This is a genomic window from Frankia tisae (assembly GCF_025403405.1).
Lineage (GTDB): Bacteria > Actinomycetota > Actinomycetes > Frankiales > Frankiaceae > Frankia > Frankia tisai.
Genome location: NZ_JANEZT010000094.1, coordinates 1 through 18,546 on the forward strand (window position 1 = coordinate 1; position 18,546 = coordinate 18,546).

Consider the following 18,546-nt stretch of genomic DNA (forward strand, 5'->3'; position numbering starts at 1 on the left):
CTCCAGGCACTCCGCGCACTCCGAGCACTCCGAGCACTCCAAGCACCACCGCGTCGGCGTGCCCGTCCATAGTCCGCACGGGGTGCTGATGCGGCTGTGCCGGGCGGTGCCGGCCGACTGCGGGCACGCCGACGCGGTGGTGCTTGGAGTGCTCGGAGTGCTCGGAGTGCGCGGAGTGCCTGGAGTGCGCGGGGTGCCTGGAGTGCGCGGGGGCACGACTCATACCGAAGGCCTCCCTCGACGGGACAGGTGGATGGCGCCGCGCGGCCGGCTACCGGCGTGGGACCACGGATTTGGTCGGCACGACCGCAGAGCCGATTTCCGGACCACGGTTCCACGCGAAGAAGGATGCCTGCAGCCAGCCGCCCCGCTCAGCTTTCCTCCCACGGACCACATGGTTTCCACGGGAACGATCCGTGGCCGGTGGCCGGAAACATCAACAATGATCGACGGTGTCGTACCCGGATCGCTCCTGGTTCGGATCCGGAATAGGACTGTGGCATATGCCTGGGCAATCTGTCAGCCGATCGGTGCGAGAAATTCCCTGCTGACCACAACGATCAATGATGCTCGACTCACGCCGGGTGATCAATTTTGGTTGCTGTGCGCATTCGGCCTGATGATACGTGGCCGCCCCGGTCGATCTCCGCCGGGCGCCTGACCTCGGCGTTTCGGCGGGGTGGCCGGCAACACCCTGCCAGGGCGCCCTCGCTCACCAGGAGTGTCTGACCGCTTCCCAGATGGTGGAAGAGCCTTGCCCCTGGCCATCGAACGGTGACCACAAGGCAGAACCTGGAGGCGTGTTTCCGAAAAGTAACACCCCACTGTGTGACCCAAGTTACCTCCGTGACGGGCCGTATACCGCCTCAATGCAGACGGCGCGGACGCTGCTCACTGGCGGTCGCGGTAAAGGTGCTCAGGAGGGTCGCGAACGCCCTTCTCCATCACGCCGAGCAGTCGAGCGCTGCGGTCCATCCGGGCCGGCGGTCACGTTGTGCAACACAACGGAAAAGCAATAGTCGAAATTGTTTCTGTACCGCGCTCCGCACTCCTGTCATTTTCGGTGCTCAGTGCGGTCCCCGTTCCCCTCGGCGACCGCACTCACCATCGTCTCCGTGCCCTTTCGTTTACGGCAAGATCGGAGTTGGCGTGAAGCGCGCTTTCCTCAGGCGTCCTCGCATGTCGTTCACCCGTTTCCTCGGCATGCTGCTGGTTGCCGTTCTGGCCGTGACGATCGTGGAGTTCACCCCGGCCGGGCGGACCGCCGCCCAGGCCGCCACCGCCCCACCGGCCGCGACCCAACAGCCCCCACCGTCCGGCCCCGCCGAACGGCCGGACCTCGTGTCGGCGCAGCTCGCCGCGCATGCGGAGAAGCGGCGGATCGAGGTGACGGACGCCCGTACGGAGTCGACGTCGACGTTCGTGAACCCGGACGGGACGATCACCGTCGACTCCTACTCGGGTATCCGCCGGGTCCGCCGCGGGGACGGCTGGGCGGACGTCGACGCGACGCTGGTCCTGGCCGACGGCAAGGTCACCCCGAAGGTCGCGAAGGCCGGCATCACCCTGTCCGCGGGCGGCAAGGCGGGCGGCGAGGTCGCGACCCTGGTCGACGGCGGCCGGGAGCTGTCCTTCGGCTGGCCGGCGGCGCTGCCCGAGCCCACGCTCGCCGGTGACACGGCGACCTACCACGATGCCGCGCCGGACACGGACCTGGTCGTCAAGGTCGTCGCGACCGGTTATGACGTGCGGATCGTCGCCCGCACCCCGGCGGCAGCGCAGGCGGCGCTGCGGCTGCCGATGCGGTTGAAGGGGTTGACCGCCGAGCGGACCGAGGCGGGGGAGCTGCGCCTGTCCGCGGGCGGGAAGGTCGCGGCCCGCTCGCCGACGCCGCTGATGTGGGATGCCCACGTCGACCCGACGTCGAAGCTGGCGGACCGCACCCGCGGGGTCGACAGCGCCCTGGAGGGCACGGGTGCGGCGCCGACCCTCGCGCTGAAGCCGGACAAGGGCTGGCTGACCGACGCCGCCCGCCAGTACCCGGTGACGATCGACCCGGCGGCGACCCTCGCGGACAACCTCGACACCGACGTCAACGACGCCAACCCGACGACGAACTACGACACGAACGATATCCTGCGGGTCGGCAACTACCTCGGCGCGACGGTGAACCGGTCGTTCCTCCGGTTCGACGACTCGGCGATCAAGAACCGGCACGTCACGTCCGCGGTGCTGAACCTGTGGCAGGACGGGTCGGCGACGTGCACCGGCGAGCCGACGATCGTGCAGGGCGCCGGCGGGATGGGTCCGGGCACGACGTGGAACACCCAGCCGAGCTCGGACGGGATCACCTGGGGCAGCGGCACCTTCAACAACGGCGGCTCCTGCACCGGCTCCGGCGGCACGAACATCGACATCACCGGCCTGGTGGACGCCTGGGCGCACAACGGCTCACCGTCGCCGGAGGCGCTGACGATCCGCGCGCCGAGCGAGTCGGACGCGAACCAGTTCAAGTACTTCTACTCGGGCGACACGATGCTCGCCCCGCACATCTCGACGACGTACAACTCCTACCCGGGCACGGTCGCCGGCCGGTTCACCAGCCCGTGTTCGGCGCAGTGCGGCGGCAGCCCGGCGACGGTCCTGACGAACACGACCACCCCGACCCTGTCCGGTTCGTCGCGTGATCCCGACGGCGGGCAGGTCCGCGTCGACTTCGAGGTGTGGAACTCGGACGGCACGACGAAGATCACCGGCGGGTCGGTGGCGAACACCCCGTCGAACTCGCCGGCCTACTGGACGGTGCCCTCGGGGCTGCTGACGAACGGGACGTCGTACGAGTGGCGGGCCCGGGCCTACGACGGGGTCGACTACTCGCAGGCCTGGTCGTCGTGGATCCCGCTGACCGTCGACACGACTGCCCCGGCGGCGCCGAGCGCGGTGAGCTCGGCGGCGTGGCCGTCCGGCGGCTGGGCAGCGGCGACCTCCGGCACGTTCACCTGGACCTCGCCGGGTGGGGACACCCAGTCGTTCCTGTACGGCCTGGACCAGCCGTCGCCGGCCACGGAGCAGACGGCCACGACCACTCCGGCGCTGACCGCGGCCGCCGGCCTGCACACGTTCTACGTGCGGACGAAGGACAAGGCGGGCAACCTGTCCTCCATCGTCTCCTACGGGTTCGGGGTCGGCGCGGGCGCGCTCGCGCAGCCCGCAGACGGCGCCCGCGTCCAGCGGTTCACCACGCTGGAGGGGCAGGCCCCGTCGGCGCAGACCAAGGTGACGTTCCAGTACCGGCTGGGTACGAACAACGCCACCGCCTGGACGGACGTGCCCACCGGCGCCGCCGTCATCGGGGGCGGCACGACGCATCCGTCGTGGCCGATGGCCCGCAATGGTTCGGGTCTGTTCGACAAGCTGACCTGGGATCTCGCCGCGACGATGACCGCCGCGGGTGCCCCCGACGGGCCGGTGCAGGTGCAGGCCTGCTTCCAGGACGCGGCGAACACGGTGAGCTGCGTGCCGGCGCACACCGTGCAGTACACCCGGCACGCGTTCGCCGACGCCGAGGCGACGCAGGCCGTCGGACCGGGTTCGGTGGCGCTGCTGACCGGTGACTATTCGGTGTCCGCGACGGATGCGTCGATGCCGAGCTACACCGGTGACATCACCGTCGGACGGACCTTCACCACCCTTGGGGTGAACGCCCCTGCCGGGGCCGGGTTGACGGTCGACCCGTCGACCCCGGCGGCGGTGGGTTGGAACGGCAACGGTTGCACGTCCGCGGGTAACGCGGTCACCGCGTCGTTCACCGCGCCGGCGAACGCGTTGCTGCTCGCCCTTGCCGACACCGCCTCGACGGGTTCCGGCGGCAGCACCGTTCCGTCGATCTCCGACTCGGGCGGGTTGTCCTGGCTCCGGATCGGCGGGTCCGGGGCGAACGGCACGAAGGACGAGGCGGTCGCCTGGTGGGCGAGGACGTCGAGTGCGGCTGCGCGGACGGTGACGTTGACGTCGTCGACGAACACCTGCTCGAAGTTTCTGCAGGTCGTGGTGGTGATGAATGCGAACCTGACGACGCCGATCGGGGCGACGAACATCGGCCCGCCGGGGGACACGACTGCCGGGGTGTTCAACCAGTCGGTGACGTCGACGGTGGCCGGGTCGCTGGCGTTCGCGGCGGTCGCGGACTGGAATGCCGCTGCGGTTCCGACGCCCGGTTCCGGGGTGACGTTGCAGGGCAGCTACCACCAGTCGGATCTGACGGGTGCGGCGTTGTACAAGACGGCGGCGGCCAGTGCCCCTGGTCAGGCGTTGACCGTCACGACGACCGCGCCGTCGACGGCGACGAACTCGTGGTCGATGTTCGAGGTGCTGCCGGCTGGCGCGTCGAACACGATTTTCGGTCCGGGCTGGACGGCGAGCATGCCCGGCCCGGATGCCGGCATCGCCGACGAGACGCTGACGGACAGCACGGACTCCGGTGGTTATGTCACCTTCACCGATGAGACCGGTGTCCAGGATGTCTACACCCGTAGTGGCACCGGGGGCTACCCGTACACGTACACCGGTGTCGGGGACGATGCCGTCGACGGCAGCACCCTGACGAAGGATTCCGCGACTCAGTTCACCCATACCGATGTCGACGGCTCGAAGACGGTGTTCGTCGCGCAGACGGTTGGTGGGGTGACGACCTGGCATGCCAGTCAGGTCATCGAGCCCGGTTCGAACACGACGTCGACCTACACCACGGACGCTGCCGGGCGTGTCACCCGGATTCTGGCGCCGGTGCCGGCGGGGGTGTCGTGCGCGACGCTCGTGGCCGGTTGCCGGGCGTTGAGCCTGACGTACGCGACGTCGACCACCGCGACTGGCACCGGTACCGATCCGGCGACCTGGGGTAGCTACACGGGTCGGGTCAGTGGGATGGCGATGGCGCTCAACGGTGCCGCGCCGGTGAACGTCGCCGCCTACGCCTACGATTCCGCGGGCCGGTTGCGTTCGGCGAAGGACCCGCGCACCAATCTGACCACCACCTACAGTTACGACGCGGCCGGCCGTCTGGCCCAGATCACCCCGCCGGGCCAGGCGACCTGGTCGTTGGCGTATGACGGTTCCGGGCGGATTGCGACGGTGTCGCGGCCGACGCCCGCAGGGCCGACAGCGACGCAGACGATTGCCTACGACATTGCGGTGTCCGGCGGCACCGCGCCGATCGACCTGTCGGCCGGGACGGTCGCCGGCTGGGCGCAGCAGGATCTACCGCTCTACGGCGCGGGCGTGTTCCCGGCCGATCATGTGCCGCCGTCGCCGCCGTCACCCCAGGACTGGCCGTACGCCGACCTGACGTACCTGAATACCGATGGCCGGCAGGTCAACGGCGCCTCCTACGGCAACGGCGCCTGGCAGATCACCACGACCGAGCACGACGCCAAGGGCAACACGATCCGCACCCTGTCCGCGGAGAACCGTAACCAGGCGTTGACTCCGACGGCGGACACCGACCCGACGGTCGCGGCGCTGACGACCTCAGCGGCCCGTTCCCAGCAGCTCGACGAGCAGACCGCTTACACCGCGGATGGGGTGTCGGTGGCCGACACCTACGGCCCGACGCATCAGATCCTCGACAACAGCGGTGCCCGCTACTCCGGCCGCGAGCATGTCCACACCGACTACGACCAGGGCGCGCCGTCCTCGCCGACGCCGTACCGGTTGGCGACGACGGTGACCACGGCGATCCGCCTGGCGAACGGCAGCGACGTCGACCCCCGCAAGACGGTGAACGGGTATGAGGCGAAGACCGGCGCGGATGCGTCGACCTCGGGCTGGAACCTGCGCAAGCCGACCACGGTGACGACGTGGATGGGCGGCGGTTCCACCCCCGACATCGTGCGGACGACGTATTACAACGCGGCGGGGAACGTGGTGGAGTCGCGCCAGCCGAAGGCGAACACCGCCGGCACCGATGCGTTCACGACGGTGACCGGCTACTACACGACGACCGGGTCCGGCGGCTGTGTGAACGCGTCCTGGACGGGTCTGGCCTGCACCTCGGGCCCGGCGGCGCAGCCGTCGAGCGGTAATCCGCTGCCGGTGTCGACGTACACGTACAACGATCTGAACGAGGCGTTGACCGAGGTCGAGACGGTCAGTTCGACGACGCGGACCACGACCACCACCTACGACAGCGCCGGGCGCAAGACCTCCGAGGCGGTGGCGGCGAGCCCCGCGGCGAACGGTGGCAGCACGATCCCGACGGCGACCTACGGTTTCGACTCGGCCACCGGTCTCCCGACGACGACGACGGCGGACAGCGTCACGCTGACCACGGGCTACGACAGCTGGGGCCGGGTCACCTCCCAGACGGACGCCGACGGCAACAGCTCCACGACCAGCTACGACATCGCCGGCCGCATCGCCACCGCCGCCGACGGGAAGGGGACCTACACCTACACCTATGACGGTGGTTCGGGCGAGCACCGTGGCCTGCTGACGAGCCTGAACGTCGGCGCTGGCAGTGCGCCGTCGACGTTCACTGCGGGTTACAACGCCGACGGCAAGATGACTACGCAGACGTATCCGAATGGTCTGGTGGCGTCGACGCGTTACGACGACAACGGCGAGCCGACCGCGCTGTCGTATGCGAAGGACGGCAACCCCTGGCTGGCGTTTTCTGAAGCGAACTCGGTCTACGGTCAGATCCGGTCGGAGGCGACACCGGCGTCGGTGAAGGCGTTGGGTTACGACCCGTCGGGCCGGTTGACCTCGGTGGCGGATACGGTGAGTTACGGCGGGCCGGCGTCGTGCTCGACAAGGGTGTATGCCTATGATGCGGATTCGAATCGGTTGTCGTTGACGAGCTACCCGGATGGTGGGGGTAGTGATGCGGGTACCTGCTCGACGTCAACGTCGCCGTCTGGTTATTCTTTCGCCTATGACCAGGCGGACCGGCTCACCAACTCCGGGTATGCCTATGATCTGTTCGGTCGGACGACGACGGACCCGTACCCGCCGGCCGGGTCGTCGGCGAGCCTCGGCTACTACGTGAACGATCTGGTCGCCAGCGAGACCGTCGGTTCGTCGACGCGGTCCTATGCGTTGGACCCGGCGCGCCGTGTCCGGTCGTGGACGGACGGGTCGACCACGACGGTGAACCATTACACGTCCGCGTCGGGGGATAGCCCCGGGTGGATCGGGGTCGGCACCAGCTGGTCGCGGAACATTACGGGTATCGGCGGGGACCTGGCCGCCGTCCAGACCGACAGCGGTGCGGTCACCCTCCAACTCGCCAACCTGCACGGGGATGTGGTCGCCACCGTCGACGACTCGACCTCGGCCAGCTCCCCGGCGAGCTATGCGGAGTCCACCGAGTTCGGCAGCCCGTACTTCCCGAGCTCCGCCTACCCGCGTTACGGCTGGCTCGGTGCGAAGCAGCGTTCCCGCGACACCCTGTCCGGTCTCACCCTCATGGGCGTCCGACTCTACGACCCCAGCCTCGGCCGCTTCCTCCAGACCGACCCCGAACCCGGCGGCTCCGACAACCCCTACGACTACGCCCACCAGGACCCCTACAACACCTACGACCTCGACGGTAAGCGGTTTCACTTTAGAAGGTTTATTACGCGGCGAAATATCGGTGTTATTGCGGTCGCGCTACTGGGTGTCTACGGCGCAACCGCCTGCGTTGCCTCAATCGTTTGTGGGGTTGCGGCTGGAGCCGTTGTAGGTGCCTCTGCTTATGCCGTAAGGGCCAGGAAGCCGACGTCTCGGGAACTCTACAAGGCTGCAGCTATGGGCGGTCTCACAGGGGGTGCAGGAAAGGCGATCAAGAGGGTGCAGGAAAGGAAGCCGAGGCCAAGAGGGCGTCATCGACGGTAGATTGATCATTGGAACCGAGGGAAACCTCTTTCCGGGACGGTGGAAGTTGGCAGGCAAGATCCCGCGGGTCACTGAGATACTCGAGGCGATTGCACTAGTTGCTGTCATCTTGGCGCTTGAAAGCTATTTTGTTGAAGATGACATCTTCTCGACCGTTCTATCCTTGATCTTTGCCGTTGTAAGTATCTCAATCCTTATTCTTCGGCGGGTTGCCGTGAAGAGGAGGTAGTCGGAAAGTCGGCCGGGGCGGCCTCGAACAAGTCGTCCCGGCCGTTTCGGGAATCACTGGGAGCTGCTTTACGAGGTCGCTCCATCGACTGTGGAAACCCGCGTTCGACGCAGCCACGCTGGCCTGACCTGTAGGGGTGGGCACCGGTTCGGCGTCGTTGACGTACACGGCGAACTGCGACGTCGAGAGGAACGGAAGGCCGACGGCCAGGGGCGCACGACGCGGATCCTCGCCCCGGTGCTGGCCCTTGCCCCGAGGCTGGCTGGGGTGACCTGCTCGGGCGGTCTTGGTGCCGGCTGCCGGACGTTGACCATCACCTATGCCACAACCACAACCGCCGATGATGGCGATCCGGCGACGTGGGGTGATTACGCCGGGCGGATCAGGTGACGGCGTCCGCCTACGACGGCAGCAGTGACACCGATCCCCGCAAGGTGATCAACGGCTACGAGGCGAAGACGGGCGCGGACGGGGCGACGTCCGGGTGGACGCTGCGCAGGCCGACGACGGTGACCACCTGGACCTATACGTACAACAACCTCAACGAGCCGCTGACCGCTGTCGAGACCGTCGGTTCCACGACGAGGACGACGACGACGGCCTACGACGACGGCCTACGACGCGGCGGGCCGCAAGACCTCCGCGGCTCTCGCGGTGAGCCCCGCGGGCGACGGCGGTACCGCGGTGCCGACCGCGACGTTCGGTTACAGCACCTCGACCGGCCTGCCAACCACGACGACCGCGAACAGCGTCACCCTGACCACCGGCTACGACAGCTGGGGCCAGGTCACCTCGCAGACCGACGCCGACGGCAACACCGCGACCACCACCTACGACATCGACGGCGCGCCTGCCACGGTCAACGACGGCACCTACACCTACACCTACACCTACGACAGTTCCACCGAGCATCGTGGTCTGGTCACGAGCCTGGACGTCGGGGCAGGTTCCGCGCCGTCGACGTTCACGGCCACCTACAACGGCGACGGCGCCCTCGCGTCCGAGACCTATCCGAGCGGACTGGTCGCGACCAGGAAGTACGACAACACCGCCAGCCCCACCGCTCTGACGTATGCCAAGAGCGGCACGACCTGGCTGGGTTACAGCGAGATCGACAACATCAACGGCCAGGGTCGGGTCGTCGGAACCCCGAACCAGGGCATCGAGTACCTCTACGACCCCTCCGGCCGGCTCACCCTGGCCCGCGACGTCCGCGCCAGTGGCAGCACGCAGACGTGCACGTCACGGCGCTACGTCTACGACGCTGATTCCAACCGCACGCAGGAGATCTCCTATCCCGATGCCGGTACCAACAGTCCCGGCGCAACGTGCAGCACCTCCACCACCCCGACCTACACCCTCACCCACAGCTACGACCAGGCCGACCGGGAGACCGACACCGGCTACGCCTACGACAAGTTCGGCCGCACCACCACCGTCCCCGCCGCCGACGCCGGCGGAACCGCGCTGACCGTCGGCTACAACGCCGACGACATGGTCGCCGCCGAAACCCAGGGCTCGACCACCCGCACCTACGCCCTCGACCCGGCCCGGCGCATCCGCTCCTGGACCCAGAGTTCCACCACCTCGACCAACCACTACACCGACGGCACGGGTGACAGCCCCGCGTGGATCGGTGTCACCGGCGGCACCTGGACCCGCAACGTCCACGGCCTCGGCACCGACCTCGCGGCCACCCAGGACAGCACCGGCACCGTCACCCTCCAACTCGCCGACATCCACGGCAACATCGTCGCGACCGCCGACGACTCCACCACCGCGACTTCGACGAGTTCGTTCCAGGAAACCAACGAGTTCGGCAAGCCCTACAACCCCGCCACCGCCTATCCCCGCTACGGCTGGCTCGGCGCGAAGGAACGCTCCCACGACACCCTCTCCGGTGTCATCCTCATGGGAGCCCGCCTCTACAACCCCACCACCGGCCGCTTCCTCCAAACCGACCCCGTCCCCGGCGGCTCCGACAACCCCTACGACTACGCCCATCAGGATCCATACAATAAAACCGATCTTGATGGACGATGCTTTCTTTGGTGCCCGCACGTAAATATTCTTCACCCTAAGCCGCGCTTTGTTTGGCACAGCTATTCTAATAAGCAAAAAGAATACATGTCAACTCTCGCTGCTGTGCGCTATCTTAATGCACGTTTCGCTGGACATAGCTAGAAGCTCTACTATCAAGTCAGATTCTATGGACTCTATGCTAATCGACCCGGGAAGCTTGAGAGAATTGTTGATATTATGTTGGTAGATCGAACCGCTTCGCGCACATATATCTTTGAAGTCAAAGCGAACAGCTCCTCCTACGAAAGGTCGCAACGGCGGGCTGATCAAGTGTTGATTCAACGGTACGGCTGGACCAGGGAACTACTTCGATTCCAGGTTCCCAACGGGTACTGGGTAGACACGCAGACCATATAGATATACGGAGAGTTCACGTCGTCGGGTCAAATCAGTGAGTAGTCCGTATAGTAAACCGTCCCGGGTGGGCTGAAATCCCCGGGACGGTTTTCCTACCCGGATCTATGAATTGCTGGACACATTTCTACCTGGCGCTGAAATTATGCTACCCGCTAAGAATGATGGCTCTTCGAAGTGTAACTGGTCAGGTCTCGTAGATCGTTTGTTTTTCGTTCTCCGGCGGGCTGGGACGCTTTGATGGCTTGGCGGTCCTGGGGTGTTGGTGTGGGGTGGTTGATCGGCCCGTAGGGTCCGGGTGTGTCCGATGATCCGCCCGCGCCGCCGGTGCCGTCGTATGACGAGCTCGCGGCGCTGGTGGTGAGCCTGCAGGCGGATCTCGCGCGGGCGTTGGCACGGATCGCGGAGCTGGAGGCGCAGGTCGCGAAGACCTCACGGAACTCGGCGAAACCCCCGAGCTCGGACGGGCTGGCGAAGCCTGCCCCGAAGTCGTTGCGGAAGAAGACCGGCCGGCGCCAGGGTGGGCAGGCCGGGCATCCCGGGTCGACGCTGTGTCTGGTGGATGAACCTGATGTGCGTCTGCGGCACGAGCCGGGGCCGTGTTCGGGCTGTGGAGTGTCGCTGGCAGGTCGGCCGGTGGCCCGGGTCGAACGCCGGCAGGTGTTCGACCTGCCCGAGATGCGTGCCCACGTCACCGAACATCAGCTGGTGGAGCGGGCCTGCGGCTGCGGAACACGGACGAAGGCCGCAGCGCCGGACGGGGTGAACGCCCCGGTGCAGTACGGGCCGCGGGTGACCGCGGCAGCGGTCTACCTGTATGCCGGCCAGTTCCTGTCGACCGACCGCACCGCGACCGCGCTCGCCGAGCTGGTCGGGATCCCCCCGTCCGCGGGCACGGTCGCGGCCATGACCGCCCGTGCCGCCACCGACCTGGACGGTTTCCTCACCGCTGTCCGCGACCTGCTCGCCGGCGCCGAGGTGGTCGGCGCGGACGAGACCGGGCTGCGTGTCGCCGGGAAACTGCACTGGGTGCACTGCGCCCGCACCGGGAAGTACACCCTCATCGACTGCCATCCCCAGCGCGGAACCGCGGGAATCGACGCCCTCGGGGTGCTGACCGGCTTCACCGGGGTCGTGGTCCACGACGCCTGGGCGCCCTATGACACCTACACCACCGCCACCCACCAGCTGTGTGTCGCCCACGTCCTGCGCGAACTACAGGCCGTGAGCGACGCCGCCCCGGCCGGCGCCTGGTGCTGGGCCACCCAGGCCGCCGACGCCCTCGTCGCGCTGCACCGGCTCACCGTCGACGCCGCCACCACCGGCACCGCGGTCGACCCGAAGACGCTGGCCCCCCACACCCGGCTGCTGCGCCACGCCGCCCACATCGGGATCACCCAGACCTCACCGCGCGGCACGAAACTGATGGCCGCCCGCCACGCCCTGGCCTGCCGGCTCGTCGACCGGGAAGCCGACTACCTGCGGTTCACCGGTGACCTGCGGATCCCCGCGGACAACAACGGCTCGGAACGCGACATCCGCATGATCAAACTACGGCAGAAAGTATCCGGGTGCCTACGCACCCTCACCGGCGCCCGCCAGTTCTGCGCGATCCGCAGCTACCTGTCCACCGCCACCAAACACGGCATCGGCCTGTTCCCCGCCCTCGTCCACCTCGCCGAGGGCCACCCCTGGATGCCCGCAACCAGCTAACCCAAGATCAAGCGACCACCTGACCAGTTACCCAGCCGGTAGCCGCTCTTCTGGCTTACCTGAACATCGACCAGAGCCATTCCCGCCCGCATGTCTCCAACGACAACCCCTACAGCGAAGCGAACTTCAAGACACTCAAGTACTGTCCCGCTTTCCCGAGGCGTTTCGGTTCCCTCCAGGACGCCCGCGTCTTCTGCGACGTCTTCTTCAGCTACTACAACAACGAGCACCGGCACTCAGGCATCGCGTTGCACACCCCAGCCAGCGTCCATGACGGCACCGCCCACGAGATCCAGGCCCGACGCGCCCAGGTCCTCGACGCCGCCTACACCGCCAACCCCGAGCGGTTCCACCGCCGACCAACCCCACCCCCGCTCCCAGCCAAGGCGTGGATCAACCAGCCCCCAGCGATCATCGAGACCGAGGAGACGCTACACACGAACCAAGCCGCCTGATGTCTCACCGGGATTGACAGGCTCCGGCCACGGCGCCGAGTGGGAGGGAGACCTCCGCACCGGGGTGGATCGCCGCTGCGTGGGGTTGACGCGGATCGGGCGGCCGTCGGCGACGGACTCGGCGGCTTCGCCCAGACGCTCGGGTAGGCGGTGGGCAGCGCTGTGGAGCACGGAATCTGCATCCCTGGCCTCGGCGGTAGGCACGCCGCACGCGGGAGATGGCCGAGGGCGCACGCGCGGTTGCTCTGGGCGTAAGAAGATGTGGGTCATGCACGGTGATGCGTATGTGGTCGGGCTGGAGCAGGTTGCCAAGTCCTACGGTGGTGGTCTGGCCGGGGTGGCGGCGCTGCGGGACGTCAGCATCGGATTCAGCCGCGGTGCCTTCACCGCGGTCATGGGTCCCTCCGGTTCCGGCAAGAGCACGCTGCTGCACTGCGCCGCCGGACTTGACCGCCCCACCTCGGGATCGGTCTGGCTGGCGGGACACGATCTTGCGCGGATGCCGGAGCCGGATCTGACGGAGCTGCGGCGCCGGGCGATGGGATTCGTCTTCCAGTCGTTCAACCTCGTCGAATCGTTGACGGCCCTGGAGAACATCACGCTGCCCTTCCGGTTGTCCGGTATCCGCGCCGACCGGGCGTGGGTGCGCGAGGTCGTGGCGCGCACCGGCCTGCAGGAGCGGGCCCGGCACCGCCCGGCGGCGCTGTCCGGCGGGCAGCAGCAGCGGGTGGCCATCGCCCGGGCGCTGGTCACCCGCCCGGAGATCGTGTTCGCCGACGAGCCCACCGGGGCGCTGGACGGTGAGTCCAGCCGGGGAGTGCTGCGGCTGCTGCGGGAGGCGGTCGACCACTATGGTCAGAGCGTGGTGATGGTCACCCACGACGCCGGTGCCGCCGCGTACGCCGACGAGGTCGTGTTCCTCTCCGACGGACGCATCGTGGACACCATGCCCCGGCCGTCGGCCGAGGCGGTGGCTCAGCGCCTGCTCCGGCTCGGCGGGTGACGGTGCTCTGGTTGGCACTGCGGACATTGCGGGCGCGCAGGTCCGCGTTCGTCGGCTCCTTCGTCGCGCTGGTGTGCACCTGCGCGTTGATCACCGCGTGCGGGGTGCTGTTCCAGTCCGCGCTCACCTCCCACCCGCCCACCGAGCGCTACCGGGACGTCCCCCTGGTGGTCGCGGGCAGGCAGTCGCTGGCGTTCACCTATAGCTCGGGGGACGGGAAGAACACCGAGCACGTGGCACTGCCGGAGCGGGTACGCCCGGCGGCGAACATCGCCGCCCGGATGCGTGCCGTCTCCGGTGTGGGGCAGGTGGTCGCGGACGTCTCGCTGCCCGTCGGACTGGCCGCGGCCGGAACCGAGATTCCCACCCCCGACGTCGTGCGGCTGCACGGTTGGGGCAGCGCCCAGCTCACCCCCTACCGACTGACGCAGGGACGCGCACCCGCCGGCCCCGCGGAGGTGGTGGTCGACGCCCACCTCGCCCGCTCCATGCATCTGCGCCCGGGAAGCCGGGTGACCGTGGCCGCCACCGACCCGGCACCGGGCGATTACACCGTCGTCGGTGTCGCCGCCCCCCACCGGGCCGATCCTGGTCCCGTGGTCTTCGTCTCCGACGCCGAGGCGAACCGCCTCACCGCGGGCCTGGTGGACGTCTTCGGCATCTACCCCGCCCCCGGCGCCGACTCCACCGCCGTGGCCAAGTCGGTACGTCCGGTCCTGCGGGGCCTGCCGCTGACGGTGCGCACCGGCGACGGCCGCGGCAGCGCCGAGTTCCTCGACGTGGACACCGCCGTGGAGAACGTCGTCGCGCTCAGCGCGACCTTCGGCGGTATCTCGATGGCGGTCGCGCTGTTCGTCCTCGCCGGCACCTTGGCGTTGTCGGTGCAGCAGCGCCGGCGCGAACTGGCCCTGCTGCGGGCCGTGGGCGCCACCGGACGCCAGATCCGCCGCCTGGTCGGCGGGGAGACCCTGGTGCTCGGCCTGCTTGCCTGCCTGCCCGGCCTGGCAGGCGGCGTCGCGCTGGCCTGGGCCGGTCGCGCCGTCCTGGTCGATCATGGGGTGGCGCCCCGGGCGATGCACCTGGACGTGGGATGGATCCCGCTGCTCGTCGGCGCGGGCGCGACCGCGCTCACCGCGCAGCTCGCCGTGCTGGTCACCGGACTGCGAGCGGGCCGCCTGCGCCCGGCGCAGGCTCTGCACGAGGCCGCCGCACCGCCTGCCCGCCTTGGACTCGGACGGTTCCTGCTCGGACTGCTGTGCGCGGCCGGCGGGATCAGCGTGGTTGCCGCGACCCGCTTCCTCACCGGCGGTGTGCTCACCGCGATCGCCGCCGGCGCCGTCCTGCTCCTGCTGTTCGCCGCCGCCCTGCTCGGCCCCCTGGTGGCCCGCCTGGCCCTCGCCCTGCTCGGCCCCTTCATTCGCGCCTGTCCCGCACCAGCGGCTTCCTCGCCGTGGCCAACAGCAGGGCCCACACCCGACGGGTCACCGCGGTGTTCACCCCCCTCGTGCTGTGCACCGCCCTCGGCGGAACACTGCTGTTCCTCCAGACCAGCCGCTCCCACGCCAGCGAGGTGCAGGGCCGCGACCGCGTCCGGGCCGACCGGGCGCTCACCGCCCGGCAGGGACTACCCGCAGGCGTCGTCGACACCGTCCGCGCCACCCCCGGAGTCACCGCGGCGGCCGGCATCACCCCCACCACCGTCGTCACCGGCGGATCGGACAGCTACGCCGCCCAGGCCATCACCCCCGGCGACGTCTCCGGCCTGCTCGACCTCGACGTCACCGCCGGCTCACTGGTCGATCTGCGCGGCGAGGCCGTCGCCTTGAGCACCGACCGGGCCCACGGCAAACACGTGGGCGGCCTGGTCCGGCTGTGGCTCGGCGACGGCACCCGACGCGACCTGCGCCTGGTCGCCGTCTACCGGCGCAGCATCGGCTTCGGCGACTACCTGCTGCCATCCGCGGTCGTCGCCACCCACACCACCAGCCCCCTGATCCAGACCGTCCTGGTCGACACCGACCCGCAGGCCCACCTCGACTGGCAGGCACTGGCCGCCGCCCACCCCGGGCTGCGCATCCACGGCCGTGCCGCCCTCGCCAGCGCCGAACAGCAGCAGGAGGACCTCGGCGCCTGGACCAACTACCTGCTGGTCGCCCTGCTCGTCGCCTTCGCCGCGATCGCCGTCGTCAACACCCTGGCCATGGCCACCCTGGAACGCGGCCGGGAGTTCGCCACCCTGCGACTGACCGGCGCCACCCGCCGCCAGGTGCTGCGCATGGTGCGCTGGGAAGCCGTCCTCATCACCGTCATCGCCCTCGCCGTCGGCACCGCCATCACCGCCATCACCGTGGTGCCCTTCAGCCAAGGCATCAGCGGAAACGGCACACCATACGTACCACCGCAGTGGGCCGCCGCCCTGCTGGGCTCCGGCCTGCTGCTCGCCCTGGCCGGAAGCCTGCTGCCCGCCCGCGCCGTGCTGCGCAGCCTTCGCACCGACTAGCAGGAAACCGGACCATCGGGAGACAAGATGGAATATTGGTATGATTTACCTCGTCGTTCGCGGAGTAGTCGTTGGACTTGTCGTCGGAACTCCTCTTGCGAGCATTCAGCTGCTGACTGCAAAGTCCCCTGATAGCGGTTATGACTGGCATCGGTTCTTCCTGTTTCTTGGCGTCACAACATCGATTTCCCTGGGTGGACTCATCGGGGTCGGAATGCGGATGCGCGGGTCAGGGCCGGCTCGGATAATGAAGGGTTATGGCAGAGGCTTCGGCGACGGTTCGACAGTTGAGGTCCTGCTGTATCCGGCAGGAACTACTGTTCTCCCCCTCGCAGATGTGCCGGCCAACCAGGACCTGCTGGCCTATCGTCGCCTGAATGCGAAACGGCCACATCCCAAGGGGGACATGGCCCTCGACGGATGGCGGTTGAACACACATCCCGACCTCGTCGAGCATCTGAGTAAAATAGCTCCGGACCCCCGCGATGTGGTGCCCGTGTATGGCGTTCCGGTGATCGTGGCGAACGGAATTGCGGCTGTCGTCGCGCTCGGCACGGACTGGTTGGTATTCCGTTTGCCGGAGCCGCCGGTCGACGTGGAGCTGAACTCGCCGATTCCCTCGTTGAAGAGCAGTAATGGCTGGCACAGCGTGCGCGCCTGGCAGTCGGGAGTTTCCATACCGGAGGCCCACGGCAAGCTGCGAGCGCTCATCCGTGACGCGATGCGGTATGCCGCCACGCTGGCGTGATCCACCCGGCGTGTCGAGGTACCCGGATCTGTGCGGTGATAGTCACAGGCGGGCGTCGATACTGGTCAGGGCGCACAGCGAGCCGAGCGGCACGGACACGCCCGCCCCGGGACGGATCGCGGGCTCGGCGGGGTTGATGCGGATCAGGCGGCCGTCGGCGAGAGATTCGGCGGTGCGGCGCACGGTCGGCACGGCGGTGCCCGCGCCGATCTCCACGACCGCCAGCGGGCCGTCGCCGCTCGGGCCGGCCACAGTGTCCAGCCAGGACGAGCAGGAGCGCAGCGTGGCATCGGTGCGTCCGCTCAGCCAGGAGCCGTCGCCGAACATGAGGATGTTCGGCCGGGCCAGATCCCCACACGACGGGCAGCGCGGCAGCGGCCCGCGGGCGCGCATCGTGTCCGGGTCGACGTCCACCTCGACGCCGTCGGCCGGCCAGATCCGCCCGTCGCACGGGCCGGCGCATTGCAGGTGGTGGATCGAGCCGTGCACCTCCGCCACCGCGTCGATACCGGCCCGCTGGAACTGGCCGTCGACGTTGGAGGTGAACACGTGCAGCCCGCCGGGCAGCCGCGCGCCCCATCGGCGTAGCACGGCGAAACCCTCGTGCGGCACGGTCGCCCGGTACAGGCCGAGGCGGTGGCCGTAGAAGCCCCAGGCCAGCGCCGGATCGTCGTGGAAGTGGACCGGGTCGGCCAACTCCACGAACGACAGGCCGAGCCGCTCGTACGGCGGGTAGGCCCGCCAGAAGCCGGCGTCGCCGCGGAAATCCGGCAGCCCCGAGTCCACGCCCATGCCGGCGCCGGCACACACCAGCAGCGCCCCCGCGTCCGCGAGCAGCGCGGCGGCGGCGTCCAACGCGGCCTCGACCTCGGCGGTGAACCGTCCCGCCGGGGCGGTCACGCCGTCGCCCCCGCCGCCGGGTGGGTGTTGCCACCCGCATCCTCGACGACGTGCACCGAGCTGCAGGCGGTTCCCCTGGCAAAGGACAGGATCATCCGGGCGGTCACCGTATCCGGCGTGATTCCGTGCCGCCTGAACCTGCTCGGTATGTGCCGCAGGGCGGCAGCCTCGCCGTCGGGCGCGGGCTGACCCGTTGACGGGTCCCGCAGGTCGTCCAGGCAGACCTGAGTGACATCCGACGCGATGGCCTCATCGGACCGGCCCTCGGCCAGCTCCGGGAACGTCGTACGGAACACGGCCACGAACTCTGCCACCGCGGGCCGCTGCCGGAACTCCTCAACCGGGCTCGCCGTGGCAGGCCCACCCACGGGAGGTTCGGCCCGTCCGCCCCCGGGCGAGGTACATCCGACCAGCGCCACCAGCGCGGCCCCACACATGACGGCGCCACGAACCCGCACGACGTCCCCTCCTCGTCCTCCGGAGGCCCCCGGCCGGCGTAAGTCATCCCGCTCGTTGTCGTTGTCATTGTCGCCGGGCGGTTCGACGAGTTCATGGACAGTGTCAACTTCATGGACAGTGTCAACCCGGCGCCACCGTGGGGCGCACGGCGGCGGGCTGGCAGGTTGGCCGGGACCGTGCTGTCAGCGTGCCGCGGAGGTCTGCTGGTCGCCGGGGCCCGGGGGTGGC

The 18,546-nt window shown here is 68.8% G+C and carries 10 protein-coding genes and 1 pseudogene; 8 read left to right on the top strand and 3 right to left on the bottom strand.

Annotated features, from left to right (window positions below; genetic code table 11):
• Positions 1-223: hypothetical protein (locus NBZ85_RS11650; protein ID WP_261561930.1), on the bottom strand; the 223-nt coding region annotated here is incomplete at its 3' end.
• 956 nt (positions 224-1,179) lie between these two features.
• On the opposite strand from NBZ85_RS11650, the gene NBZ85_RS11655 reads away from it, so the two are divergent.
• From NBZ85_RS11655 to NBZ85_RS11700, 8 genes and pseudogenes are all read left to right on the top strand, one after another.
• Entirely contained in the window at positions 1,180-7,875 is a 6,696-nt protein-coding gene (locus tag NBZ85_RS11655; protein ID WP_261561931.1) for a DNRLRE domain-containing protein, read from the top strand.
• Positions 7,876-8,758: 883 nt separating this feature from the next.
• A complete protein-coding gene (locus tag NBZ85_RS32665; protein ID WP_308205173.1) occupies positions 8,759-10,288 on the top strand; it encodes an RHS repeat-associated core domain-containing protein in 1,530 nt (509 codons plus the stop codon).
• Between the two features lie 552 nt (positions 10,289-10,840).
• Positions 10,841-12,253, top strand: a complete 1,413-nt coding sequence (gene tnpC / locus NBZ85_RS11675; RefSeq protein ID WP_261558307.1) for an IS66 family transposase — start codon at positions 10,841-10,843, stop codon at positions 12,251-12,253.
• Between the two features lie 29 nt (positions 12,254-12,282).
• A pseudogene (locus NBZ85_RS11680) lies at positions 12,283-12,708 on the top strand (integrase core domain-containing protein); the annotation flags it as partial.
• Between the two features lie 268 nt (positions 12,709-12,976).
• Positions 12,977-13,711: an ABC transporter ATP-binding protein gene (locus tag NBZ85_RS11685; protein WP_261559804.1), complete on the top strand. Its 735-nt coding sequence runs from the start codon at positions 12,977-12,979 to the stop codon at positions 13,709-13,711.
• Positions 13,712-13,722: 11 nt separating this feature from the next.
• On the top strand, positions 13,723-15,537 hold the full coding sequence (locus NBZ85_RS11690; RefSeq protein WP_261561932.1) for an ABC transporter permease: 1,815 nt from the start codon (positions 13,723-13,725) through the stop codon (positions 15,535-15,537).
• Entirely contained in the window at positions 15,534-16,211 is a 678-nt protein-coding gene (locus tag NBZ85_RS11695) for an ABC transporter permease (protein WP_261559806.1), read from the top strand. Before NBZ85_RS11690 ends, NBZ85_RS11695 begins: the two co-directional genes overlap by 4 nt.
• A gap of 40 nt (positions 16,212-16,251) precedes the next feature.
• Entirely contained in the window at positions 16,252-16,959 is a 708-nt protein-coding gene (locus NBZ85_RS11700) for a hypothetical protein (protein ID WP_261559807.1), read from the top strand.
• Between the two features lie 42 nt (positions 16,960-17,001).
• Here the strand turns inward: NBZ85_RS11700 and NBZ85_RS11705 are convergent, their stop codons facing one another.
• Positions 17,002-17,859 (bottom strand): SIR2 family NAD-dependent protein deacylase, encoded by an 858-nt coding sequence (locus tag NBZ85_RS11705; RefSeq protein WP_261559808.1) that lies wholly within the window; start codon positions 17,857-17,859, stop codon positions 17,002-17,004.
• Entirely contained in the window at positions 17,856-18,173 is a 318-nt protein-coding gene (locus NBZ85_RS11710) for a hypothetical protein (RefSeq protein ID WP_261561933.1), read from the bottom strand. Before NBZ85_RS11710 ends, NBZ85_RS11705 begins: the two co-directional genes overlap by 4 nt.
• Positions 18,174-18,546: the final 373 nt, after the last annotated feature.